Consider the following 22,993-nt stretch of genomic DNA (forward strand, 5'->3'; position numbering starts at 1 on the left):
CAAAAATTGCACTTATGAAATGTGGTAACTAGAATTTGATTGAATTCGACTATATTAATGCACCAAACTATTTACCAAGCCTAATGAACAAGCCCCTCAGTATAAGTCTCTTCACACTTGCATTACTCCTGACCCTGGCAGGTTGTGTGGAGCAGGCTAAGGAGTCAAAAAAGCCTAATATCATCTATATACTGGCAGATGACATGGGATATGGAGACGTGACGGCATTTAATGAGCAAAGTAAAATTCCCACACCCCATATTGATAAGCTGGCCGGTGAGGGCATGATGTTCACCGATGCCCATTCCGGCTCTGGTGTTTGCACACCCACGAGGTACGGCATCCTCACTGGCAGGTACAGCTGGAGAACGAAAATGAAGCAGGGCGTGCTGGTTGGCAACTCAAAACCCTTGATACCAAACGACAGAAGCACGGTAGGCTCCATGCTGCAAAAAAATGGGTACTATACCGCCTTTGTTGGTAAGTGGCACCTGGGCTGGGATTGGGGGCTGAAAGACAATCAGGCTGACACGAATGAATGGTCGGTTGACTTTGCCAATATTGACTACTCGAAACCTGTAAAAAACTCCCCGAAAGAACGTGGCTTTGATTATTCATTTGGACACCCCGCCTCGCTCGACATGTCGCCCTATGTGTATGTGGAAAACGGCATGGTGACAGCCGTGCCAGACACAACAACAGTGAATACCGGAGAGTATTCATGGTGGAGAGAGGGCCCTACTGGCACTGACTTTGTTCATGAGCAGGTCACGCCTAATTATTTCAAAAAAGCCATGGAATTGATTAAAGACCGAGCTCTTTCAGATCAACCATTTTTCCTGTATCTGGCTTTGCCTTCGCCGCACACCCCCATTTTGCCTACAAAAGAATGGCTGGGGAAAAGCGCATTAAACCCCTACGGCGACTTTGTGCTAATGATTGATGACTATGTAGGCAAGCTGCTAGAAACCGTTAAAACGGCTGGCATTGAAGAAAATACGCTGATCATCTTCACCAGCGACAATGGCTTTGCGCCCTACGCAAACTATGAGCTATTGGAAGCCAAAGGTCATTACCCCAGTGGCCCTTACCGAGGTTACAAGGCCGACATATTTGAAGGAGGACATCGTATTCCATTTATTGCCAAATGGCCTGGAGTTATTGAACCAGGCAGCGTTTCCAGCCAAACCATTTGCCTGACAGACCTGATGGCTACCTGCGCCGATATCGCTGGGCACAAGCTGGCGCCAAATGAAGGAGAAGACAGCTACAGCCTGCTACCAATTTTCAAACAGACTACTTTGTCAGAACCATTGAGGGAAGGCACTGTTCATCATTCCATGAATGGCAGCTTTGCCATTCGTCGGGGCCCATGGAAACTTATCTTATGCCCGGACTCCGGTGGATGGAGTGATCCAAAACCGCAAGATTCGGTGGCTGTGGCCGGACTTCCGGCCATACAACTCTATAACTTAGCCAATGACCCGGGGGAAAAGCGTAACCTGGAAGCAGAGCAGCCCGGAAAGGTAGCCGAATTAAAGGCTTTGCTCGCAAAGTACATTGAAAATGGCAGGAGCACGGCCGGGGAGACCCAGAAAAACGATTCATACGAAGGGGAATGGTTACAAGTAAATTTTATAAAACAGCCTTAACACAAGGATATGCCATACTACATCGACATCGTCCATAAAAGTGAATACGCCAACATAGTTGCGCTGTGGGAGGCGTCGGTAAGAGTAAGCCATACATTTTTAACCGAAGAAGATATCCAGTTTTTCAAACCACTGATACTGAATAGTTACCTTGACCGGGTCAAACTTTTTTGCGCCCGCAATGAGGACAATAAAATCGTTGGCTTTCTGGGGGTCGCCAAAGGAAAAATAGAGATGATGTTCGTTCACCCCCATTACATGAACCGTGGCATAGGAAGAAGGCTTATCAGGTATTCGATTGACAAATTGGAGGCGACCAGGGTGGATGTGAACGAACAGAATCCCAAAGCTCAAAGCTTCTATGAGCACTTTGGTTTCAAGGCTATCGGACGTTCAAGACTTGATGGCACAGGAAAGCCCTACCCACTTATTCATATGCAGCTTTCACGATAGACTGAACGCTGATCGGCTTATAATGAAAAACACATCAGAACCCGGCAATTGTTTGTCATGACCGAACTTGAAAAGTATATCCAGTCCTTTTTCGGCGTCACCAGCCAAGACGCCACCAAAATAAGTGCCTGGTTCAAGCCGATCCATTTAAAAAAGGGAGAGTTCTATCTCCATGCAGGACGGTACTCCGACAGAATGGGCTTTGTTCAATCAGGCATTCTCAGGGAGTACTTTGACACTGGTGAAAAAGAGCTAACCAAATGGATCTCCACCAAAGGGTATTTCGCTCTGGACTTGTCAAGTTTCCTTTTCGACAAAACCGCCCGCTGGAATATCCAGGCCCTGGCCGACACTGAAATGTATGTGATGGATAAAGCGAGGTACCGTGAGCTTGGCAAGCTTATTCCGCAGTGGACGGAGCTGGAAAAGCTTTTCATCGCCAAATGTTTTACAGTGCTGGAAGATCGGGTGGTATCTCATCTTTCGATGACCGCCGAGCAACGTTACCACCAACTCTTCAATTTCAATAAAGAGCTTTTCAATCTGGTGCCGCTGCAATACCTGGCCTCGATGCTGGGCATGACCCCGGAAACGCTCAGCCGGCTTAGAAAAAAGTCGCTCGGCTGACTTCTTGATATAGATCAAGCGCTGGTATTGGTTTAGCCCTGACCTTTGTCAGGTACTTTAAAACAGTAAAGCAATGAAAAGCATCAATCAAAAGGCACCTGTTAAATGTCGCAAAGAAATCGTCATAAACGCCTCTCAGGAAAAAGTCTGGCAGGTGCTAACGTCCATAAACGATTGGTCAGGCTGGAATTCAGAAATCAGTAAGGCAACTATCAATGGATCGCTCAAAGCAGGCACCACTTTCGACTGGAAAACAGGTGGTACAAAAATTCATTCTACCCTCCACACCGTTAACTGTGAAAGAGAACTGGGCTGGACTGGCAAGGTAATGGGCATCTTTGCCATCCACAACTGGGAGTTGCAAGCAGCAGGTCAGACCACAAAAGTAGTTGTTGAGGAAAGCATGGAAGGGCTGTTGGCCAGCTTGCTGAGTGGCTTCTTTAATAAAACCCTGGAAAAAGGCATGGTGAGCTGGCTGGAGGCAATGAAAAGAGAATGCGAGTAGCAGCCTGGCAACACCACCGGCTTTATCAGCAGGCACTCACCAGTTATCAATTCATTGTAGGTTGTATGCATATTTTTCACTAATATTATTAACGAACACTCTACCTGCTTAACAATGACTATAAATTTCAAACGACAGCTCCTGGTATTGCTGTCATTTCTTGTGACGGTCGCCGCTGCTGCCCAGCAAATCTCCAAAGAAGACCTGATTTTTCTGACCCCTGAATGGAAAGGCGAACGCTTCGAAGACGGCCGCCCCAAAGTGCCTGATGCGCTTTTGGAACGCATGAAGCTCGTCACCCTTGAGGAAGCCTGGGCCGTGCTCAGAAACGAGAACTACAAATACCAGTATGCCGATGGCTGGATGACCATCAACCCGGATAGCGTGCTGGTGGGCAGGGCAGTAACGGCTACTTTTGTGCCCGGCCGCCCCGACATCCATCGGGTACTTGACAAAAAAGGTCATGATCAGGACGGTCGAATCAAGTCACAAAACTCCTGGCCAGTTGACATGTTAGTAAAAGGCGATGTATATGTGGTGGATCAGTTTGGTGCCCATGTGGACGGCCCTACGATTGGCGACAACCTCGGTAATTCTATCTTCACCAAGTCAGGCAATGGCATCGTGTACGACGGCGCCATCCGGGACATCAATGGTCTGAAGGAAATTGGCAGCTTTACCTCCTTTTTTCGTACCTATCACCCCTCTCACCATTTAAACAATCCAGACGGAGCACTTAATACCACTCTGGTTGGCATCAATCAACCCACCCGCATTGGCCTGGCAACGGTGATGCCTGGCGATGTGGTGCTTGGCCGGGATGGCGGCGTACTCTTTATCCCTCCCCACCTGGTGGAAAGGGTAGTAAAAATAAGCGAAGTAGTCAGGCTCAGAGATATGTTTGGTCACCAGCGGCTGCGGGAGCAAAAATACACAGCCGGGCAAATCGACACCCGCTGGTCCGATGAAATCGAAAAGGACTTCTCTCAATGGCTCAATGAGCACATTGACGAGCTCCCAGTTCCAAGAGAGCAAATTCAGGAATTATTGAAAACCAGAACCTGGTGATGAGTAGTGTTTACCAATTCCACCACCCAAACTCTGGCAGCATGTCTCTATGAAAAGGTTACCATCCAGGAGGGTGGGGGAGTTTGGCGAGCCGGTGAGCGTATGGCCTGTGCGCTAAATTTCCAAAGATTTTTGCCTACTTTTTATCCCGACCTGGTTGGGTTTGAAAAAGTAGGGGCCTGCCCGGCTTAAGGGCGAGCAATTAACTGTTACAATTACAAAAAATAGTCATTACCTACAGATAAACTAGCTTATGTCACACACCCACTCACGCCGCTCCTTCCTCACAAAATCAGCCCTGGGCACCAGCGCCCTCGGCTTAACCGCCTTTTCCACTTACGGCCAGGGCTACGAAGAAGCCATCCATAAAGCACCGAAACACGGCATGCCCTCTGACCTCAAAATCACAGAGATCAAATGCGGCTATATCCGCAACGGCCACAGCCTGTTCGTGAAAATTCATACCAACCAGGGCATCTGGGGCTGTGGAGAAGGTGTCGACGCCGTACCTGGCACCTACCACCTCGTGAAGATGATGGGCGAACGCATCAAAGGCAAGAGCCCTTTGAACGTACACCGATTGTTTGAGGACATCCGCAAGTCGGGCTTCTTTGAAGGTGCCCAGTCAGGCATGTTCGTGGCAGTGCTGTCAGCAGTAGAAACTGCACTGTGGGACCTGGCAGGCAAGGCACTTGGTGTGCCCGTTTACCAGTTGCTGGGTGGGAAATTCCGTGACAGCGTGCGTGTGTACATGGACACGGCTTTGTACCAGTCGAGGTTGCCTGAGCCGGCGGACTTTGCTGCCAGTGCCAAAGAGGCTGTCGATATGGGCTTTACAGCCGTGAAGTTTGACCTCGACCAGGCCAACGACCCCAACAAATATGATCGCTACAACTGGACAGCCAGCCCGGCGGAGTTGCAGCGAATGTACGACCAGATGGCGGCCGCCAGAGAGGCCGTTGGGCCCAACATCGACATCTGTGCCGATATGCACGGACGTTACGATGCCGTGACAGGCCAGCAGGTCGCCAAAATGCTCGAACCCATCCACATGATGTGGCTGGAAGAACCCATCGCTGCTGAAAATGTAGAAGCCTACAAAGCCATTACTGACTCCACCAGCACGCCGATCTGTGCTGGCGAAAATGTTTACCTGGCCTATGGGTTCAGGCGCATGCTGGAAATAGGTGCTGTCGACATCATTATGCCTGACCTGCAAAAGGCGGGAGGCCTTGGCGAAGCACAGCGCATTGCCAACCTGGCGAATCTGTACTACGTGCCCTTCGCTCCCCACATGGTGGCTTCTTATTTGGGCGCCATGGCTTCCGCTCATGTCTGCGCTTCGGTGCCCAACTTCATGATTCTGGAATGGCAGATTTACTTCCACAAGGATCCCATGTTCAAAGAGATTGTGACTTTCGACGGTGAAATGGTTGAAAACGGGTTTATTACAGTTTCCAACAAGCCGGGAATTGGCGTAGAAATCAATGAAGAAGGGATGAAGAAATATGCCACAAAGGGAATTCCTTTTTTTGAATAAAAGCGAAAAAGAGGCTTTATCAAAAGCCCAACTTTACGTGGAGAATGTCAGATTGAGACCAAATTTTTGCGCCAGCCAAACACACAAAATGAGATGGCGGGCAAGAGGAGTATAACGCTCGAATAAGGAAAGGTACCAGGAAATCGCCATCGGTAGCCCAAGTAAAGAGGTCGCTCTATCCGCCAGCACAAGAGCGCCCTCTTTACTTCACGCAAGAAAACGTCATCTCAATTTGTGCGTTTGCCAAAATGTTAGGGCCTTTGATACAACCTCCTCCTAATATCCCAGGCAAATTACGCTACACTTCAAAACACTTTAAAATAAGCCCACTTCAAAAACATCATCAACATGAGGGCAAGCGGATGATAAATGATGAGCAGGAAGATCATAGCACTTTCTTCCGCCCCTTCAATCTTCATGATTTTGATAAGTGCGGGTATTAAAACGCCTATCGCAATAAGATAAGCAACACTGAAGCCCAAGGATATCAAAAAGTAGTACCACGGCTTATCTGCAAAACCAATCAACACGGTATTGACTACAATGAAGCATCCATACACGATACCGGCGATCATCCACGCATTGTCTGCTTTTACCGGCCTCACAAGTACCAGAACGATAAAGGTGAGTGGTATAAAAAACAACAACTGACACAAAGGCTTTTGAAACCATTCGAAGAGCGTAAGGCCCATGCACCAAGTTCATCAAAAAGTTTGAAAGAATTGCGTTGAGCAAGTATGGATCCATCTGCATCCTATCCTTCGCCAGCTTTGCCTCGCAGGACAAACCATTCGCCTGTATAAAACTGCTCAGCTAGATTCGTTCATTTCCTTATCTTCGGTCGTTTCCATCCAATGAAACCGACCATGACCAATACTTTACTTTGCCAATTGCCGAAGAAGGCGACTCTTCTGGCTGTTGCGTTCCAACTAACTATCTCGTCATTGCTGCTGGCACAAATCCCAGCTCCCGAAGAAACCTTGGGTTTCAATGTGGGTGCTGACTTCCACCTGGCCACCTACGAGCAGTCATTGGAATACTTTAACAAACTCGACGCCGCCAGCGACAGAATCCAAATGGTGCACGTGGGCGAAACCTCCGAAGGCAGACCCTGGTATTTTGCCCTCATTTCGTCCCCGGAAAACCTCAAAAATATCGACAAGTACAAGGCCATAGCCCAGCGATTGGCCCATCCTGATGGCATGACAAGAGAAGAAGCCAAACAACTGGCCAAAGAAGGTAAACCCATCGTCCACATCGACGGAGGCTTGCATGCGTCGGAAGTAGCCGGTGCCCAGCACACCATTTCGCTGGCGCACCAACTCATAAGCACGGCAGATACCGACGAGAGAATTACCAGAATCCTTGATGACGTGATCATTCTTCTCTGGCCTTCGCTTAATCCGGACGGACAGGACATCATCGCCAACTGGTATGCTGAAAACGTGGGCACGCCTTACGAAGTCGCCCCCGTCCCCTGGCTTTATCAAAAGTACGTGGGCCACGATAACAACCGGGATGCCTACATGGTCAATATGATTGAGTCGAGAGTCGTGGGCCGTACATGGAGAGAATGGGAGCCCAATATCATCCATGTACACCACCAGTCGTCGCCCTTCCCCACCCGCATCTGGCTGCCACCTTTTGCGGAGCCCATTGCTTCCCAAACGCCGCCCCTGGTTGCCCGTGAAGTGAATATGATTGGCATGGCCATGGCTCAGGAGCTGGAAACCGAAGGCCTGAAAGGTGCCGTTCACATGGGTCAGGGCTTCGACGCCTGGTACCCTGGCTATATCGACTACATGCCGGTGCTGCAAAACATTCCCTCCTTCTGGACGGAAACAGCCCTTTACCGGTACGCCACTCCCTATTTCTATACCATCAGCGACTTCCCCAAAGACAGAAGTGATCTTCGCATCGAATCGCTTTACTCCAGTCCGTGGCCTGGTGGCTGGTGGCGCATAAGCGACGCCATTCAGTACATGCAAACAGCCTCTATTGCGGTATTAGACTATGCCTCCAAATACAGCGAAACAGTCCTTTTCAATAAGTATCAGTCGGCGCAAAACACCATTGAAAAATATCGAAATGAACCGCCCTATGCCTACTTCATTCCACAGCAGCAGCGTGATCCTGCTCGTCCGGTAGAGCTACTGAAGCGCCTGGCCTTTAACGGCATCAAAATCTCTCAACTCGACAAGGCCATTACTTTTGAAGGCCAGGCATACGCCAAAGGCACCTGGGTCATTCCCATGGACCAGGAGTTTGCTGAGCTGGCCCGCCAGGTTCTCGATGTGCAGGTGTATCCCGACTTGCGGGAATTCCCCGATGGCCCGCTGGAGCAGCCCTACGACGCTGCCGGGTGGTCGCTGCCCCTCCAGTTTGAGCTGAATATAACTGCGGCTGCCAGCCCTCTTTCTGAAGAAGTTAGAGCAAGCCTCACGGAAGTAAAAGGAACCATAATCGACTGGAAAACGACCTCCGGCGACGATAACAGTAAAGTTGACTTCGCACCCGGGGCCGGTTTCAATACCAACGAGGTCGCTGCTGGCATTCTTCCCCTCCCTGGTTTTGTCAAAGGAAGCGGCACCACGCTGTTGCTAGACCCAAAGGAAAACAACATCTTTCGGGTACTCGGTGAAGCCTGGAAACAGGGACTCACCGTTGAATACGCCAACCAAAAGTATGCTGTGAAGGGGGCTACAGAAGCGCTGGCTAAAAAATGGGTGGATGACTTTGCTGTGAACATCGTGAGAACCGGGAGCTCGTCGGGTGTAAGGATTCAGCCCCGCATTGCCATTTATGAGCCATGGACGGCCAGCATGGACATGGGCTGGACTCGCTGGCTGCTCGATAACTTCGGACTGCCATATACCGTCGTCAGAAATTCAGACTTTGCGGCCGGTAGCTTAAAAGATCGGTTCGATGTGATAGTGATGGCTTCAGAAAGAAATGGCTCCATCGAAAACGGCTACAAAAAGGGGCAAGTGCCTCCCCGCTACGAGGGAGGTCTGGGCGAAACAGGCATTCGCAATCTTGACGACTTTGTCAAAGCCGGTGGCACGTTAGTTTGCATGAATCAAAGCAGCGATTTCGCCATTGAATCACTCTACTTACCTGTAAAAAATGTGGTAAAGGGTGTCAACAGGAAAGATTTCTTCACTGGAGGATCTATCATGGAAGTGACTACGAATACCACTCATCCGGTGATGGCCGGTATGCCCGATCATGCCAGTGTGTTTGTCAACCGAAGCCCTGTATTTACCACACTGGAGGGCTTCAAAGGAGAGGCACTTGCCAAATACCAGGACAAGGGCTCTCCTCTTCGCTCCGGTTTTCTGCTGGGCACCAAATACCTGAATGGCTACGCAGCGGGGCTCGACGTTCAGCATGGGCAAGGCCATGTGATCCTGTTCGGCTTCCAGCCACAGTGGCGTGGCCAGCCTATGGGCACTTACCGCACACTGTTCAATGCGATGTTGTACGGAGCAAACACTGCCAAAAGCCGTGCTGTTTCAGAAGGCTTTTGGGCGGCTCCGGCCAAAGCTGAAGGCAGCGGCAAGGCGTCAGGCGGCAAAGATTAGTGTAGTGTAATGCAGGCATCATGGTAAATTTTTAATGGTATGAGACTTACAAAAGTAACACTGATCGCATTGGTAGCCCTGTTTACTTGCCACTGGGAGAGCTCCTGCCAAAAAATACAAATCGACCATGTGGTTACTGTTGTTGCCGACCTCGATCAGGCTACCAGCCGATATACCCAGCTTGGGTTCGCTGTCAGGCAGGGGCGATTGCATGCCAACGGGCTTATCAACGCACATGTAAAGTTTGTGAATAAGACATCACTCGAACTGATGTCAGTCAGAGGCGAGCCCACCGACGACCTGGCGAGGGACTACCAGAGACTTTTACAAGAGGGAGAAGGCGGGGTATACCTGGCTGTATCAGGAGTTCGAACTGAGGAGATGGAACAGATGCTCTCTGGCTTGAACATAGCTTTTGAAACCTCAAAAGGGCGAAGTTGGGACTATATCACGTTTCCGCAGGAGCCCGAGTTAGTCCATTTCTTTTTTATTGCCTACCACGGAACCATGAGCGATCCGGGGGAAACCACTGCTCATAAAAATGAGTCAGATCGAATGGCAGCCACCTATGTTGAGGGCAGCGAAAGAGTTTCCTATTTTCTGAAAGGTATTGGACTGCAATCGGCTGGGAGAAAGAAGGACGAGCTGTTTGGTAGTGCAGAAAGATTCTTCACTGCGTCTGGAGATATCATTGTCGTTCCAAAAAATGAATCAGCCAAAAGACCAAGACTGAAAGCAGTAAGTTTCGGGAGCTCCGATGGAAAGGAAAGTGTGAGGATAACTTTTTAAAGGGGTGGGGCAAATAAGTTTTGGCTCTGACACATTCACCAAACTAAGTCCGCAACTTAATTACATTTCCGTACCTTCGTGATTCCAAATGGCGAAAACAACACAATGGCATTAAAAGAAGAGCTTAGAACCCAGGGTGACTTCCTGTTCAAACACAGAAGTTACCTGCCGCTGGTTATCATCGTGGTCGGTATTTATGTGTATGTGCAAAACGTTTTGAATAGCACCATTACCGACTCGCAGCAAGATGACCTGTTCAAGCTAGGCTGCTTTCTGGTATGCGTGTTGGGTTTGGTGATCCGCATGGTGGCCATTGGCTACTCTGCCGACAATACCTCTGGTCGCAATACCACAGTGGGGCAAGTAGCTGATTCTGTCAATTCTACAGGATTATATGCCACAGTACGCCACCCATTGTATGTAGGTAACTTCTTCATGTGGCTGGGCATCGCCGGCTTCACTCAGGAGCCATGGTTCATCGTCGCTTTTGTTTTTATGTACTGGGTCTATTATGAAAGAATCATGTATGCAGAGGAGATGTTTTTGATCGATACATACGGAAAAGAATACGTCGACTGGGCTGCAAAAACGCCTGCCTTCATCCCGGCCTTTAGTAAGTGGATCAAGCCCAAATACACCTTTAGCTGGAGAAAAATAATCCGTCAGGAAAAGGCCGGTATTTTGAATATGTTCCTCGTCGTCTTTGCCTTCGAAGTGATCGGAGCATCGGTGGCCAACAAGGCATTCTCGCTGGGGAATGTATACTGGATGTATGGCTTCGCCGCCAGCGTGGCGTGGTATATCATTATTAAGACAATTCAAAAAACCACCCAGGTGCTCTCGTTTGATCGGTAAATTCCACCTCTACACTGGCCAACTGCTAATTTTTTGACAATGGCCGGAAATGGCTCAATTGATCAAAACCTATTGCACTGAATAAACGTATCCATACACTTTCAAGAAATCGTTTTTTCATTTTTTAAACTCCCTGGTTATGGAAACCGATACAGTGACCGTCGCTGACTTGCCTGAGTCAGCAAAGAATTTTCCGTCGGGAAAAGTGAGCGTCAAAACAATGATTGTGGATGCCTTCACAACACAGCCCTTTAAAGGCAACCCCGCAGCTATTTGTTTTCCAAGTCAGCCGCTAACGACAGCTACCATGCAGGCCATAGCAGCGGAAATGAATCTGTCTGAAACTGCCTTTCTGACTAAAGCGCATGGAGCAAAAGCCCATCAATACAACATCCGCTTTTTCACACCCACAGTCGAAATAAAATTTTGCGGACATGCAACACTGGGTTCAGCCAAAGCAGTGATGGAAGTATTTCAGCAAAACGAGTTAGAATTTACCACTTACCACGGTCTCCAGGTCTCGGCTGTCAAAGTGGGGGACGAAATTCAATTGACTTTTCCGGTTTATGAGACCGTCGATTTTACTCCAGATGAGGAAATCCTTCAGGCCTTTGGCATCACTGAAACCGTCGACACAAGATTTGCTCCCGCTACCAAAATGCTTTTGATCGAGGTGCAAAACAAAGAAACCCTTGCCCGGCTCTCGCCCGATTACGCCAGAGCGATTGCAAGTTCGAAGCTGATCAGGCAGGTGATCGTGACTGCCAAATCGGACGACAATCAGTATGATTTCTACTCACGATGCTTCTGCCCATGGATCGGCATCAACGAAGATCCTGTAACCGGGGCATCTCACTCCATGCTGGCGCCCTATTGGGCAAAAAAGTTTGGAAAAACCCGACTGGTTGCCTACCAAAACTCGAAGAGGGGCGGATACCTTAAATTGAACCTGAGGAATAAAACTACGCTGGAGGTTGTGAGCTCAGCACGCATCGTTTTGGAAGGCACAATGGACATACCACACCAGAGTTGTTAAGCATATAAAGTCGTTTTATTACAATTCTCAGCCAACATATAGGGTCATTTTTGCCCCCTTATTTAAAAACTCCTGACATGAACAAAAGACTCCATACGGACCTGGGTAATATGCGTCACCTGCTCACAGAGGCGCTGGAAGAAGGCCTTACCTTTCTCAACAACATTGCTGACATACCCACCTCCGCAGCACATAGCACGCCAGCTGGCTCCCCACTGACCGGGGATGGCCAGGGAAGCGAAGCAGCCCTTGCCGAGTTTAAAGAACGATTCCGCAATCTGATCGTCGCCTCTGCTGGCCCACGTTACTGGGGCTTTGTAACAGGTGGCACCACTCCTGCTGCCATCATGGGCGACATGCTGGCTACCATTTTCGATCAGAATACCCAAACCGTCAAAGGCCATGGCGACCTCTCCGGCATCATCGAATTCGAAACCATCGACATGCTGAAAGAGCTCTTCAGCCTTCCAGACGATTTCCTTGGCGGTTTTGTCACCGGCGCCACCATGTCTAACTTTACCTGCCTGGGGGTTGCCCGCCAATGGCTGGGAAAACAAAACCATACCGACATTGCCAAAGCGGGCGTTTCCGGTCCGGCACCCGTTTTGTCGGCAGTACCTCACTCCTCTTCCATCAAGGCGCTCTCAATGCTCGGCATGGGCAGCTCAAACATTCAGTTAGTAAAAACAATCGACGCCACCCGGGAAGCCATTGACATCGAGGCCCTGGAAGAAAAGATCAAAGCGCTGAGAGGAGCATCTTTTCTGTTGATCTCCAGCGGAGGCACTGTCAACACCGTCGATTACGACGATTCCCAGGCGATAGCCAGACTGAAAGAAAAATACAACTTTTGGTGGCACATAGATGCTGCCTTTGGTGGCTTTGCCGCCATTTCGCCGACTTACGCTCATTTACTTGCCGGCTGGGAACATGCCGACAGCATTACCATTGACGGGCATAAATGGCTCAATGTACCCTATGAAAGCGCTTTCTTTTTTGTAAAAGAAAGGCACAAGGTGTTGCAGGTAGAAACCTTTCAGAACTCCAACGCCCCCTACCTGGGCGATCCACTGGAAAACTTCAATTTTCTCAATTTCCTGCCCGAGAACTCCCGGAGGTTCAAGGCCCTCCCGGCCTGGTTTACGCTGAAGGCCTACGGCAGAGAAGGATACAGAGAAATTGTTGAGCGCAATATCAGGCAGGCAAAAGCGCTCGGTGATTTTATCAACACCAGCGATTACTTCGAGCTTCTGGCACCCGTGAGGCTCAATACTGTTTGCTTTTCAGTTAAAGGCGCTCATCCCCCGAAAGTCGACCTGTTTCTCCACACATTGAATGAGAGGGGAAAAGTGTTCATGACTCCCACCGCTTTCAATGGAAGGAAAGGCATCAGGGCAGCTCTGGTGAACTGGCGAACGACCGAAGAAGACGTAGCCATCGTGCAGCAGGAAATGCTGGAAGCGGCAAAAGAAGTAAGCAAAATGTCGTTTTGATACAATTTTGATTCCTCCGCCGCTGCGACCTTTGTAGTGTAATTTTTTCACACTCAAATTTTTTAAACATGACAACAGTTGATTTGAACACGGTAGAAATGGTAGAGTTCACCGGGAAGGAAGACAGCTCTCAGCATTGCAGAGCCACCTTTCCACTCATAGGTGCCCACGGTTCGAAAGAACTTGCCACTGTACTAATCGAACTCGCCCCCGGCGACAGCCTGGGCCGCCATACCGATTCAGCGGAAGAGCTGCTTGTGGTACTTGAGGGAGACCTCACCGCCGAAGTGGGCGGCGAATTTTCATCTGTATCAAAAGGCGGCATCGCTCTTGTGCCTAAAATGGCTCCTCACAACCTCACCAATGTGGGAAATACCACGGCGAGAATCCTTGGCGTTTTTGGTGGGGCCAACAACATTGTAGCAACTTTTGAACAGGAGTGGCTGCCCACCAATTCAAATGTAGTAGATACTGCCCTCCTGAACTAGCGGAGGCATTTTTTGGTATCAGACCCCGGATGGCGTAATGCCTCCGGGGTTCATTTAAACTCATCTCCAAATGAAAACAATAGCCAAATACCTTATCACCATTTGTTCCATCATCCTTTTCACGTCAACCAGCTTTGCCTCAGCCTCTGAAAAAACAGAACCCGGGGACTTGTATTACGTATTGCTTTTCAAATGGAAAACGGATGCCCCAATAGGTGCAATCGAAGAGGTGGATACACTGTGGCACGGACTTGTTGACAACGTAGAAGGACTAAAAGGCTATGAGCTGATCGAGCTCACGACGGGAGACTACGATCACATGGTCGTTCTGATATTCGCTTCGGAAGCGGCAAAAAAGGCTTATCACGATCATAAGGATCATGCCAGGATTGCGGCCATAGGACCTGAAATCGTCGAGAGATTTTCTTCTTTTAGTTATTTGAAGTAGCGTCAACCATTTAACGAGCTATGAGCAACACCCTGTTTACGGAATACAAACCATCGACTGTTTTGTCTCCTTATATACAGTCGTACTGGCACGGAAGCTTCAACGTCGACGGAGAAGCCAATATATCCCAGTCGGTACTTCCCAACGGATGCATCGAACTGATTATCCATACCTCCAGTGATCATTGCTCGCTGACCAGGCCCGGGGCCGACTGGAGCAAATCTCCGGAATTCACCCTGCTTGGGCTGTACGACAAGCCCTACGAAGTTCAGTTTTCCCGGCCGGTAACGGTATTCGGCATCCGGTTTTTCCCCGATGGTTTAAGAAACGTATTCGGTGTAGCACCAGCTGAATTTCTTGGCACCTACGAAGACAGCAACGACGTGCTGGGCAACTCAATGAGGGATTTTTGCGAACAGGTAAGGGACGCCGGCAGCCCCTCCGGGCGGGTCGAGCTTGCAAACAGTTTCATCCTTTCGCAGGTGGAAACCCACCGGATTGACTGGGACTATACACACCTGGCCATGCAGCTGATACGTAAATGCCAGGGAACGGCCGAATACCAGTCACTCATTGACCAGGTTCCCATAAGCGTGCGACAGCTTCAAAGAGAGTTTAAGGCGCTGTATGGCATAACGGTCGTCGACTATATGCGAATATCACGTATGAATGCCATTCACAATTACATGCTATCTAAGAATCGAAGCCTTACCGAACTCTCACACGATCTGCAGTTTACAGATCAATCTCATTTCAACAGGGAGTTCAAAAATTTTGTTGGGGTAGCGCCTACAAAGTTTGCCCGGAATCGTGAAAGCTTCATCATGAACATCGCTCAATAGCACATCCTGATCTGACAGATTTTTATTAACCGCAAAAAAGCCGGCTGGTCACACACCAGCGGACGCTTGCTTTTTTTAACTGCCCCGTGCGGGCAAAACCCTATTGCTATGTCAAAAACATCTTATTTGCCGGGGCTCACGCCCCTCAGGGGACTGGCTGCCCTTTTGGTAGTCATATTCCACTACAACAGCCAGCTGGCCGAAGTAATCTCTCCGGTTTTTACACCCATCATTGAGAAAATGTACCTGATGGTTGACCTCTTCTTTGTCCTCAGCGGATTTGTTATGTACCATGTGTATGGTCATTACTTCCGGGAGCAATTAACACCACACCGCTTTGCCCACTTCATGTGGGCCAGGTTCGCCCGGATCTATCCCCTGCACCTGGCAACGCTGGCTTTGATGGTGCTTATTGCAGTGCCGTCATTCCTGACCAACACACTGGAGGGCTTTTTTGCAGTCGTATACGATGTAACCGCCCTGCCCTCCCACATAGCCATGACCCAGGCCATGGGAACACACCATGAAGCTACCTGGAACACCCCTTCGTGGTCGATCAGCGTGGAATGGTGGACCTACCTGATGTTCCCGCTTATCGTTGTATTATTCAAACGCACCAGCACATGGTCAAGATGGCTGGCAGGCTTGCTGGTTTTGGCCGGGTACTTATCCATCATATATTATTTCCAGCCAAATTTCTGGGCCGCAAGATGGGAGCAATTTAACGTGCCTTCGAGTGTCCCCTATCCCATGCACATCATCGACGTAATCACGGGCCCGGCCATGCTTCGCTGCGTTTGCGGATTTGTATGGGGCATGCTTGTCTACGAACTGTATGAGAAACGACTGCTGCAAAAACTCCTTGCCTACCGGTTTTCCTTTTCCATCATATGGTTTTCCTTGTTTACGACCTGGCATTTCAAGGTTCTTCCTGACTATGGCGCAGTTTTTCTTTTTGGTGGCATCATCCTGGCTACGGCCTATGCGCCGTCTGCAAGTCGCAGCCTCCTCAACAACCGGGTATTTAAGCACATCGGAGACATTTCATTTTCGCTGTACCTGATCCACATGCCGCTCATTTTTGCATTCGCCGGTGCCAGAAGGATGCTGGTCAACCCCGACCCCCTCAAAAAAATGCTGGGTTTTGACTTCCCCCCGGCTATCGCCTGGAGCGGATTATTTATCCTTCTTCTGCTGTCGGCAGCGCTGGCGACTTTAAGCTATCGGTTTGTCGAACAACCTTGCCGAAAATACCTCAACGGTCTATTTTCGGCAAAAACCACCAGGCGTCAGAAGGCAAATGCTTAGGCATTTGCCGTCTGACGCAATCAACCCGTCACAATGGCGCTTTTGCCCCCGCAATAGAAAGATGCTGCTCCCTATATTTGTTCTGTAGCAAATGCTGTGCCCATGGACATCATCAATATTGCAAGCGATTTAAGGGTTTTTGGGCAGGCAGTTCCCACGTTTCCTGAAGGAATCAGTGAGGCTTTCGATGCGCTGGTGGAAAAAACACCAGGGGGTTTTTCAAGACCATTCTATGGCTTGAGCAAAATGAACAAAAATGGTGTCAACTATTTCGCAACGGCACTTGAAACCTTGCCAGGAGAGGGGAAGCAATTGGGGTATGAGGAGTTTACGATCGCCAAAGGTAGCTATGTGGCTGTCACCCTTAAGCATTGGCGCTCAAGATTGACGGAAATCCCAGCCACATTCGGGGCACTGATGGGTGCTGAGGGGCTGGATCCCACTCACTGGGCGGTGGAATGGTACAAAAATGATACAGAAATGGTTTGTATGATGCGCCTGCTTGAGAAGGTCACTGCTTAATCCCTCTGGTTTTTTAAGCTGCCGATGTAATTACGGCAGCTATTTTCTAACTTATTGAAAGAGCCTTTGAAACATTCTAACCACTAAGAGCATGTTAAAAGAATCAAAAGCATTTACCGGATACTCAGTCGACAATCTCGCCAAAGCGAAGACCTTTTATAAGGACATACTTGGCCTGGATGTAGTTGAGCTCGACATGGGGCTGCTTAAGCTGGCGCTTGCCGGAGGCAGCAAAGTTATTATCTACCCAAAGCCCAACCATGTGCCAGCCACATTCACTGTTCTCAACTTTCCGGTGAAGGACGTGGAGGCTACCGTCGACTGGCTGACAAGCAAAGGGGTTGCTTTTGAGCAGTATGATGCGCCTATCAAGACTGACAAAAAAGGCATTTGCAGAAATGATCGTGGCCCCGCCATCGCCTGGTTCAAGGATCCGTCCGGCAATATTCTGTCTATTCTTGAAGAGATGTAGATGGTAGAAGTCTTCAAAACTACCGTCGACAACCACGTTCAGGCCTTCAAGCTTTCGGAAGCGATCCACCGTGCGTTCCCCGGCTGCAGGGCAAATTTTGACCTTGACGACTGCGACCGTATCCTCAGAGTGGAGAATCACGGCAATCGGGTAAACGCCTGCGCCGTTATTCATCTGATAATAAGCCACGGCTGCTTCGCTGAAGTTTTGAATGATGAAGTTAAATTCCCCGGTGTAAACCCGTATCTTCAGAAGCTGTGAGGAAGTCTTGCCCTATGATTCAATTGATTCAACGCTTAAACGTTACTAACTAAAACGAATGCCTTATGAAATCTGCCGACACCTACCTCAACTTTAATGGCAACTGTGCCCAAGCCTTCGATTTTTACAAAACTGTCTTCGGAGGCGACTTTACCAGCCAAATGAAATACAGCGACATGCCGTCAGAAGCTCCAAAAGGAGCCGAACAAAGCAAAAGATTGATGCATATCGCCCTTCCGATAAGCAAAACCAGTCGTCTGATGGGCTGCGACATACCAGAAAGCTTCGGTGAAATATCCGGCAACAACTTCCACATCTATCTCGACACAGAAAACAAGAATGAAGCCGACAAACTATTTACCGCACTCTCCGCCGGAGGCAAAGTCTCCATGCCGATGGCGACTACTTTCTGGGGAAGTTATTTCGGCATGGCGACCGACAAATTTGGTGTTCAGTGGATGATCGGCTTTGAAACAAGCCCTCAATAAACCATCCGTAAACTATGGCCAAACTTTCCGAAGCCGAACAGGTAGCTGCCTACATGGAGACGCTGGATCATCCATTGAAAGCTGAAGTGGAAACCCTTCGTACAACTATCAAGAGTGCTGGCCCTCTTTCGGAGCGTATCAAGTGGAATGCGCCCAGCTACTACTACAAAGAAGACTTTGTCACTTTCAACCTGCACGACAAAAGGGCCATCAGGCTTATTTTTCATCATCCCACAATCGTTACCATCAAATCCGACATCCTCGAAGGTGACTGGACAGATCGGAGAATTGTATACATCAAAAATGCTGACGAAGCTTCGTCAAAGAAGGCTGAACTTGAGCGAGTCATTAAAGACTGGTTAGAGATAGTCGGCGGATGACACATACGCCTGGTGACATCTGGCAACTGGCACAAAAAAAGCCCATGTTGGCACATGGGCGGCATATTGAAGATTCTATTTCTAGCTATTATTGTTTTTTACCACTTGTTTGCTCGAGCTGTGATGGTCATGATGTGCCTTTTTGTGGTTAAACGACCGGGCATGTCCTACGTCATCCCATGAACCACTCCCTCTATGAGCCATACAAGAAGAAAGTGAACTGATAACAAAAATCGCTAAAATGCTGAGTAACAAAACTGCTCTGCTTCTGGATCTACTCTTATAAGCTCTCATGGTGATAAATTTTAAGTTGTGTGCTATTGGATATAATTAAACTGTGGGATAAAACTACGGATTGTAACGCATCACAAAATGTCAATTTTGCGTGAGTCATTACACATGACATACAAACACTGCTTTAGCCATTATGTATAACAAAATGCCGGCGCACTTGCCTCTGAAAAAAGGAACTGTGGTTTTGAAGTAAACCACCAATAGTTACACTCAGAGCCAGAAACGCTACATTTGCGTCCTGCACCAGAGAAATTTTCAGCGCTTGAAAAGAAAGACAGAATTAAAGAAAGTAAGAAAAAAGATCGTCTTCAAAAAATACCAAAATTTCAATTTTAGTTAAAATCAGATCAAAAAGTTACATGCAAATAGGCGTCTACCGATGTTGCTCATAGTTTAATTTAGCGTCGTATGGATACATCGATTACATTAAGACAATATTCATAAATAATTGATTATCAATATTTTATAAAAAAAACACGTGGTCACCGAAATAAAGCAGAAAATAAACAGCCCAAAATCACTTCGACTGAATAAAAACCAGCAGCTGATCCGTTGGCGTAAATTGAAGCCGGGCTAAGCCAAAGCTCAGTGCTTTTGATAATTTGAGAATACCATCAACCTCGTGCCTTCACTCAAAAACAAATCCTTCCCATAACTGCAATGCCTCTGCCTCTGATATAAAGCGTTATCATACATCAGGCCTCTCCCTTTCAGTCTATGGTGCTTTGATCAACTCGTTGTCTTTCCTGTTTCCCCGGCTTTTCCTTAGCTTCGCTTCAAGTTTTCACTCATTCCCAACTATAAAACCGTGGAGCCATCAACTGCCTCTCTTACTACTTTTCTCGACTACCTCAAGCTGTTGGTTCGCCAACCCTCGGTGGTAGGCTATGAAGAACCATTCTTTCGCCTGATCCGCCGGGAACTGGAAGAAATGGGGATTAAAATCAGCCTCTATCAGGGTTTGCTGGTGGCAGAGGGCAACAAGCCGACGAGTAACTACCTCTCTGCGCATGTCGACCGGCATGGCCTGATCTGTACCGGACCCAACGAATTTCAGTACGCAGCCTTTGTAACCCAGAACCGAAGCGAGCTCAATGGCAACTCTGTGTCGGAGCAAACGCTGGAAAAGATTGCCGACCGCTTTGAAAGCCAACAAGTGCATGCTTACGAGCCATGGTCAGGCACATATCTTGGGCAGGGCATTACCCACCACTCCTACATTAGTGAGAAGCGAAAAAACCTGATCATCGAAATCAACGGGCTGGAGCATGTAACTCCCGGCGTGCCTATAGCCTACTCCGATCGCATCACGATCCACGATGGTCGAGTCTCTGCACAGCTCGACAATGTACTGATGGTGGCTGTGGTTGTATACCTATTTTCGCAAGGCTACCAGGGTACGGCCTTTTTCACAGCACAGGAAGAAGCAGGCCGTAGCTGGCGTTACCTGGCCGATTGGTTTTACAGAGTGGAGCAAGCCACTAAAAAACTCATTGTGCTCGACACCAGCCCCTTCGGAGAAGACGAAAAAGAAGCATCTGACAGCGAAATTATCCTCCGACACAAAGACGCCACTGCCGACTTCGACGAGAAAATGGTCGCTGAAATAGCAGCAGCCAGCGAAAAGCTGGGTATAAAAACGGTGTATAAGGACATCTTCATTGAGCACCACAATGAGCAAAGGTTGGTCGACGGTAAAAAGCCGCTGTCGCTTGGACGAACCGAGTTAGGCCGTATCATTGAAGGAACCGACGGACTCATCAGTGGGGCAACTATTCAGATTCCCACTACCGGCTACCATACTTCTGAAGAAACCGCCTCTTTACAGTCGATCTCCATGGCGATTAATTTGCTGAAAGAGGTGCTGAAAGAAAGCTTTGACGCAGCCAAATAGACAAAAGAATAAAAAGAGAAGTGCTAAATCTCCGATTCGGAACAACAACACTCCTCTTCCTCCTTTACCGGTGATTGGCTGGCCTTCTCTGCATTCGTTTTGAATGATTACCTTTCTTTTTACCGAGGTCACGGGCATGGCCCACATCCTGCCAGGCACTGCTGGGGCGGCTGGCAGTACATGCACCCAATGAAGTGATCATAAAAATCGATAAAACACCGAATAAGAAAATGGTTCTACTTTTTAATGCTCTCATAGCTGGTGAGATTAATTTATAATTAATTAAATAAAATATTGTACTAAATCAATACATCAAACTTATAAAAAGTAACCCAAAATCCAATAAGATTTTGCCATAAATTCTGCTCATTTTGAATACTAGTGCATGCATCGTAGCTGCAAAACCATCTTTCTGAAGCGTCTTAAGCATTCCGAGCCTGCCTCCCTTAAAGTCAATGAAAAGTGTTGAAAAAAATTTCGGCACAAAATTGCGTAACTGATCGGTTTCCATTTATATTTGTAACTGAACGGTTACCAAAAGAGGAACATAATGAGACGAGACGTATTCCAGGCGATTGCCGATCCAACCCGCAGGGAGATCATTAACCTGATTGCCTACAAGCGGATGAACGTGAATACAGTGGCTGAGAACTTTGACATGAGCAGGCCGGCCATTTCAAAGCACATGAAAATACTGGAAGAGTGCGGCCTGGTGATGATGGAACAGCAGGGACGGGAGCGCTATTGCAAAGCGCAGCTAAAACCACTGCATGAAGTATCGGATTGGGTGAGTCGTTATAAAAAGGAATGGGAAGAAAGGCTGGATGCGATGGAAAAATACATCAAAGAATTACAAGCAAAAGACAAAGGCGATGAGCAAAGATTGTGAAATTACTTCCACCAGAAGAGTGAACTACTCTCAGGCTGAGGTGTACCAGGCATGGAGCAATCCTGACCTGCTGGCACAATGGTGGGGGCCAAAAGGGTTTACGAACACCTTCCACACCTTCGAATTAAACCCTGGTGGCACATGGCAATTCACCATGCATAGCCCCCAGGGGACAAGTTTTGACAATAAATGTGTCTTTGTGGAAATCGTGCCCAACAAACGGCTTGTGTTTGACCATGTGGAGCCTGTGCACGCCTTCCAGGTGATTGCCACTTTTGATAGTCAGAGCGAAGGCACCCTGATCACTTTCCGAATGCTTTTCAAATCTGCCGAAGAATGTGCCAAATCCCGGGAAGTGATTGAACCTTCCAACGAGGAAAATTTTGACCGACTGGAGGCCTTGCTGGCCCGTCATTTCAACCCAAAAGTATAGTTGCACTTTATTACCGAAAGGAGAACAATAAAAAGTAAACCACATGAGAAAACTAATTTCATTTATGCACGTGTCGCTTGACGGTTTTGTAGCAGGGCCGAATGGGGAGATGGACTGGATTAAAATTGATCAGGAAATTTTTGACCACGTCGGTAAACGGATAAGCAAAGGCGATACTGCATTGTACGGTCGGGCAACTTATGAGATGATGGAAAGTTACTGGCCTACCGCAGCAGACAAGCCAACAGCAACCAAGCACGATATTGAACATTCTAAATGGTATAGCCAGGTTCACAAAGTTGTTCTGTCAAAAACAATGAGTGGTACAGATTTAACCAACACAACAATTATTAGCGACAACCTTTCAGACAACGTAAACGAAATAAAGCAGTCCCGCAAAGGTGGTGGCGAAGATATCCTGGTTTTTGGCAGCCCGACAGCCACACATTCGCTTATCCATGAGAACTTAATTGATGGCTACTGGCTATTCGTTAATCCAGTTATTCTTGGCAAGGGCATTCCTTTGTTCGTGAACGTCAAAGACAAAATAAATCTAAAACTATTGAACACCCGACAATTTACTTCCGGGGTAACAGAACTGAATTATATAGTGGATAAACAATAGCAGCGACCGCTAAGGGCGGAAATTAACTATGAGACTGGCTGAAATGT

At 48.2% G+C, this 22,993-nt stretch carries 25 protein-coding genes; 23 read left to right on the forward strand and 2 right to left on the reverse strand.

What is annotated here, in order from left to right; all coding sequences use genetic code 11:
- The first annotated feature begins 83 nt into the window (after positions 1-83).
- The 6 genes from RIG68_RS23515 to RIG68_RS23540 all read left to right on the forward strand — a co-directional run bounded on the left by RIG68_RS23515 (position 84) and on the right by RIG68_RS23540 (position 5,845).
- Positions 84-1,652: a sulfatase family protein gene (locus RIG68_RS23515; RefSeq protein WP_350128156.1), complete on the forward strand. Its 1,569-nt coding sequence runs from the start codon at positions 84-86 to the stop codon at positions 1,650-1,652.
- Between the two features lie 9 nt (positions 1,653-1,661).
- On the forward strand, positions 1,662-2,105 hold the full coding sequence (locus RIG68_RS23520; protein ID WP_350128159.1) for a GNAT family N-acetyltransferase: 444 nt from the start codon (positions 1,662-1,664) through the stop codon (positions 2,103-2,105).
- 57 nt (positions 2,106-2,162) lie between these two features.
- Entirely contained in the window at positions 2,163-2,732 is a 570-nt protein-coding gene (locus RIG68_RS23525; RefSeq protein WP_350128161.1) for a Crp/Fnr family transcriptional regulator, read from the forward strand.
- Positions 2,733-2,805: 73 nt separating this feature from the next.
- The gene (locus tag RIG68_RS23530; protein ID WP_350128164.1) at positions 2,806-3,237 is read left to right on the forward strand and encodes an SRPBCC family protein; all 432 of its coding nucleotides are present in this window, start codon (positions 2,806-2,808) and stop codon (positions 3,235-3,237) included.
- 114 nt (positions 3,238-3,351) lie between these two features.
- On the forward strand, positions 3,352-4,305 hold the full coding sequence (locus tag RIG68_RS23535; RefSeq protein WP_350128167.1) for an RraA family protein: 954 nt from the start codon (positions 3,352-3,354) through the stop codon (positions 4,303-4,305).
- Positions 4,306-4,558: 253 nt separating this feature from the next.
- A complete protein-coding gene (locus tag RIG68_RS23540; protein WP_350128170.1) occupies positions 4,559-5,845 on the forward strand; it encodes a mandelate racemase/muconate lactonizing enzyme family protein in 1,287 nt (428 codons plus the stop codon).
- A 305-nt stretch (positions 5,846-6,150) separates the two neighbouring features.
- On the opposite strand, the gene RIG68_RS23545 is transcribed toward RIG68_RS23540, so the two are convergent.
- Positions 6,151-6,537: a hypothetical protein gene (locus RIG68_RS23545; RefSeq protein ID WP_350128172.1), complete on the reverse strand. Its 387-nt coding sequence runs from the start codon at positions 6,535-6,537 to the stop codon at positions 6,151-6,153.
- 174 nt (positions 6,538-6,711) lie between these two features.
- On the opposite strand from RIG68_RS23545, the gene RIG68_RS23550 reads away from it, so the two are divergent.
- The 14 genes from RIG68_RS23550 to RIG68_RS23615 all read left to right on the forward strand — a co-directional run bounded on the left by RIG68_RS23550 (position 6,712) and on the right by RIG68_RS23615 (position 20,999).
- Entirely contained in the window at positions 6,712-9,429 is a 2,718-nt protein-coding gene (locus RIG68_RS23550; protein ID WP_350128175.1) for a M14 family metallopeptidase, read from the forward strand.
- Positions 9,430-9,468: 39 nt separating this feature from the next.
- Positions 9,469-10,218, forward strand: a complete 750-nt coding sequence (locus RIG68_RS23555) for a VOC family protein (protein WP_350128178.1) — start codon at positions 9,469-9,471, stop codon at positions 10,216-10,218.
- Between the two features lie 105 nt (positions 10,219-10,323).
- A complete protein-coding gene (locus RIG68_RS23560; protein ID WP_350128181.1) occupies positions 10,324-11,073 on the forward strand; it encodes a methyltransferase family protein in 750 nt (249 codons plus the stop codon).
- 139 nt (positions 11,074-11,212) lie between these two features.
- On the forward strand, positions 11,213-12,109 hold the full coding sequence (locus RIG68_RS23565; RefSeq protein WP_350128184.1) for a PhzF family phenazine biosynthesis protein: 897 nt from the start codon (positions 11,213-11,215) through the stop codon (positions 12,107-12,109).
- Between the two features lie 77 nt (positions 12,110-12,186).
- Positions 12,187-13,602 (forward strand): pyridoxal phosphate-dependent decarboxylase family protein, encoded by a 1,416-nt coding sequence (locus RIG68_RS23570; protein WP_350128187.1) that lies wholly within the window; start codon positions 12,187-12,189, stop codon positions 13,600-13,602.
- Positions 13,603-13,670: 68 nt separating this feature from the next.
- Positions 13,671-14,090 carry a cupin domain-containing protein gene (locus tag RIG68_RS23575; protein WP_350128189.1) on the forward strand — a complete coding sequence of 140 codons (420 nt, stop codon included), beginning with the start codon at positions 13,671-13,673 and terminating at the stop codon, positions 14,088-14,090.
- Positions 14,091-14,160: 70 nt separating this feature from the next.
- On the forward strand, positions 14,161-14,538 hold the full coding sequence (locus tag RIG68_RS23580; RefSeq protein WP_350128192.1) for a Dabb family protein: 378 nt from the start codon (positions 14,161-14,163) through the stop codon (positions 14,536-14,538).
- A gap of 20 nt (positions 14,539-14,558) precedes the next feature.
- A complete protein-coding gene (locus RIG68_RS23585; RefSeq protein ID WP_350128195.1) occupies positions 14,559-15,380 on the forward strand; it encodes a DUF6597 domain-containing transcriptional factor in 822 nt (273 codons plus the stop codon).
- Between the two features lie 108 nt (positions 15,381-15,488).
- Positions 15,489-16,688, forward strand: a complete 1,200-nt coding sequence (locus RIG68_RS23590; protein WP_350128198.1) for an acyltransferase family protein — start codon at positions 15,489-15,491, stop codon at positions 16,686-16,688.
- A 102-nt stretch (positions 16,689-16,790) separates the two neighbouring features.
- Positions 16,791-17,210, forward strand: coding sequence for a hypothetical protein (locus RIG68_RS23595; protein ID WP_350128201.1), 420 nt, complete (start codon positions 16,791-16,793; stop codon positions 17,208-17,210).
- A gap of 91 nt (positions 17,211-17,301) precedes the next feature.
- Entirely contained in the window at positions 17,302-17,682 is a 381-nt protein-coding gene (locus tag RIG68_RS23600) for a VOC family protein (RefSeq protein WP_350128204.1), read from the forward strand.
- 326 nt (positions 17,683-18,008) lie between these two features.
- Positions 18,009-18,431, forward strand: coding sequence for a VOC family protein (locus RIG68_RS23605; protein WP_350128207.1), 423 nt, complete (start codon positions 18,009-18,011; stop codon positions 18,429-18,431).
- Between the two features lie 14 nt (positions 18,432-18,445).
- On the forward strand, positions 18,446-18,811 hold the full coding sequence (locus RIG68_RS23610) for a DUF1801 domain-containing protein (protein WP_350128210.1): 366 nt from the start codon (positions 18,446-18,448) through the stop codon (positions 18,809-18,811).
- A 1,102-nt stretch (positions 18,812-19,913) separates the two neighbouring features.
- Positions 19,914-20,999 carry a hypothetical protein gene (locus tag RIG68_RS23615; RefSeq protein ID WP_350128213.1) on the forward strand — a complete coding sequence of 362 codons (1,086 nt, stop codon included), beginning with the start codon at positions 19,914-19,916 and terminating at the stop codon, positions 20,997-20,999.
- A gap of 64 nt (positions 21,000-21,063) precedes the next feature.
- Here the strand turns inward: RIG68_RS23615 and RIG68_RS23620 are convergent, their stop codons facing one another.
- Positions 21,064-21,255, reverse strand: coding sequence for a hypothetical protein (locus RIG68_RS23620; protein ID WP_350128216.1), 192 nt, complete (start codon positions 21,253-21,255; stop codon positions 21,064-21,066).
- Between the two features lie 294 nt (positions 21,256-21,549).
- Here RIG68_RS23620 and RIG68_RS23625 point away from each other — a divergent pair, with 294 nt between their 5' ends.
- The 3 genes from RIG68_RS23625 to RIG68_RS23635 are packed head-to-tail and all read left to right on the forward strand — an operon-like array spanning position 21,550 to position 22,946.
- The gene (locus RIG68_RS23625; protein WP_350125116.1) at positions 21,550-21,888 is read left to right on the forward strand and encodes an ArsR/SmtB family transcription factor; all 339 of its coding nucleotides are present in this window, start codon (positions 21,550-21,552) and stop codon (positions 21,886-21,888) included.
- Positions 21,872-22,321 (forward strand): SRPBCC family protein, encoded by a 450-nt coding sequence (locus RIG68_RS23630; RefSeq protein ID WP_350128219.1) that lies wholly within the window; start codon positions 21,872-21,874, stop codon positions 22,319-22,321. The genes RIG68_RS23625 and RIG68_RS23630 overlap by 17 nt, the downstream gene beginning before the upstream one ends.
- A 43-nt stretch (positions 22,322-22,364) precedes the next feature.
- Positions 22,365-22,946 (forward strand): dihydrofolate reductase family protein, encoded by a 582-nt coding sequence (locus RIG68_RS23635; protein WP_350128222.1) that lies wholly within the window; start codon positions 22,365-22,367, stop codon positions 22,944-22,946.
- Positions 22,947-22,993 lie beyond the last annotated feature (47 nt).

The organism is Imperialibacter sp. (assembly GCF_040222385.1).
Taxonomy (GTDB): domain Bacteria; phylum Bacteroidota; class Bacteroidia; order Cytophagales; family Cyclobacteriaceae; genus Imperialibacter.

Bases quoted from the DNA above. Each gene is read 5' to 3' on its own strand.
- RIG68_RS23570 (WP_350128187.1), top strand. From the start codon at position 12,187: ATGAACAAAAGACTCCATACGGACCTGGGTAATATGCGTCACCTGCTC.
- RIG68_RS23600 (WP_350128204.1), top strand. From the start codon at position 17,302: ATGTTAAAAGAATCAAAAGCATTTACCGGATACTCAGTCGACAATCTC.
- RIG68_RS23525 (WP_350128161.1), top strand. From the start codon at position 2,163: ATGACCGAACTTGAAAAGTATATCCAGTCCTTTTTCGGCGTCACCAGC.
- RIG68_RS23515 (WP_350128156.1), top strand. From the start codon at position 84: ATGAACAAGCCCCTCAGTATAAGTCTCTTCACACTTGCATTACTCCTG.
- RIG68_RS23520 (WP_350128159.1), top strand. From the start codon at position 1,662: ATGCCATACTACATCGACATCGTCCATAAAAGTGAATACGCCAACATA.
- RIG68_RS23610 (WP_350128210.1), top strand. From the start codon at position 18,446: ATGGCCAAACTTTCCGAAGCCGAACAGGTAGCTGCCTACATGGAGACG.
- RIG68_RS23605 (WP_350128207.1), top strand. From the start codon at position 18,009: ATGAAATCTGCCGACACCTACCTCAACTTTAATGGCAACTGTGCCCAA.
- RIG68_RS23550 (WP_350128175.1), top strand. From the start codon at position 6,712: ATGACCAATACTTTACTTTGCCAATTGCCGAAGAAGGCGACTCTTCTG.
- RIG68_RS23595 (WP_350128201.1), top strand. From the start codon at position 16,791: ATGGACATCATCAATATTGCAAGCGATTTAAGGGTTTTTGGGCAGGCA.
- RIG68_RS23625 (WP_350125116.1), top strand. From the start codon at position 21,550: ATGAGACGAGACGTATTCCAGGCGATTGCCGATCCAACCCGCAGGGAG.
- RIG68_RS23635 (WP_350128222.1), top strand. From the start codon at position 22,365: ATGAGAAAACTAATTTCATTTATGCACGTGTCGCTTGACGGTTTTGTA.
- RIG68_RS23580 (WP_350128192.1), top strand. From the start codon at position 14,161: ATGAAAACAATAGCCAAATACCTTATCACCATTTGTTCCATCATCCTT.
- RIG68_RS23555 (WP_350128178.1), top strand. From the start codon at position 9,469: ATGAGACTTACAAAAGTAACACTGATCGCATTGGTAGCCCTGTTTACT.
- RIG68_RS23545 (WP_350128172.1), bottom strand. From the start codon at position 6,537: ATGGGCCTTACGCTCTTCGAATGGTTTCAAAAGCCTTTGTGTCAGTTG.
- RIG68_RS23530 (WP_350128164.1), top strand. From the start codon at position 2,806: ATGAAAAGCATCAATCAAAAGGCACCTGTTAAATGTCGCAAAGAAATC.
- RIG68_RS23540 (WP_350128170.1), top strand. From the start codon at position 4,559: ATGTCACACACCCACTCACGCCGCTCCTTCCTCACAAAATCAGCCCTG.
- RIG68_RS23535 (WP_350128167.1), top strand. From the start codon at position 3,352: ATGACTATAAATTTCAAACGACAGCTCCTGGTATTGCTGTCATTTCTT.
- RIG68_RS23620 (WP_350128216.1), bottom strand. From the start codon at position 21,255: ATGAGAGCATTAAAAAGTAGAACCATTTTCTTATTCGGTGTTTTATCG.
- RIG68_RS23560 (WP_350128181.1), top strand. From the start codon at position 10,324: ATGGCATTAAAAGAAGAGCTTAGAACCCAGGGTGACTTCCTGTTCAAA.
- RIG68_RS23590 (WP_350128198.1), top strand. From the start codon at position 15,489: ATGTCAAAAACATCTTATTTGCCGGGGCTCACGCCCCTCAGGGGACTG.
- RIG68_RS23585 (WP_350128195.1), top strand. From the start codon at position 14,559: ATGAGCAACACCCTGTTTACGGAATACAAACCATCGACTGTTTTGTCT.
- RIG68_RS23565 (WP_350128184.1), top strand. From the start codon at position 11,213: ATGGAAACCGATACAGTGACCGTCGCTGACTTGCCTGAGTCAGCAAAG.
- RIG68_RS23630 (WP_350128219.1), top strand. From the start codon at position 21,872: ATGAGCAAAGATTGTGAAATTACTTCCACCAGAAGAGTGAACTACTCT.
- RIG68_RS23575 (WP_350128189.1), top strand. From the start codon at position 13,671: ATGACAACAGTTGATTTGAACACGGTAGAAATGGTAGAGTTCACCGGG.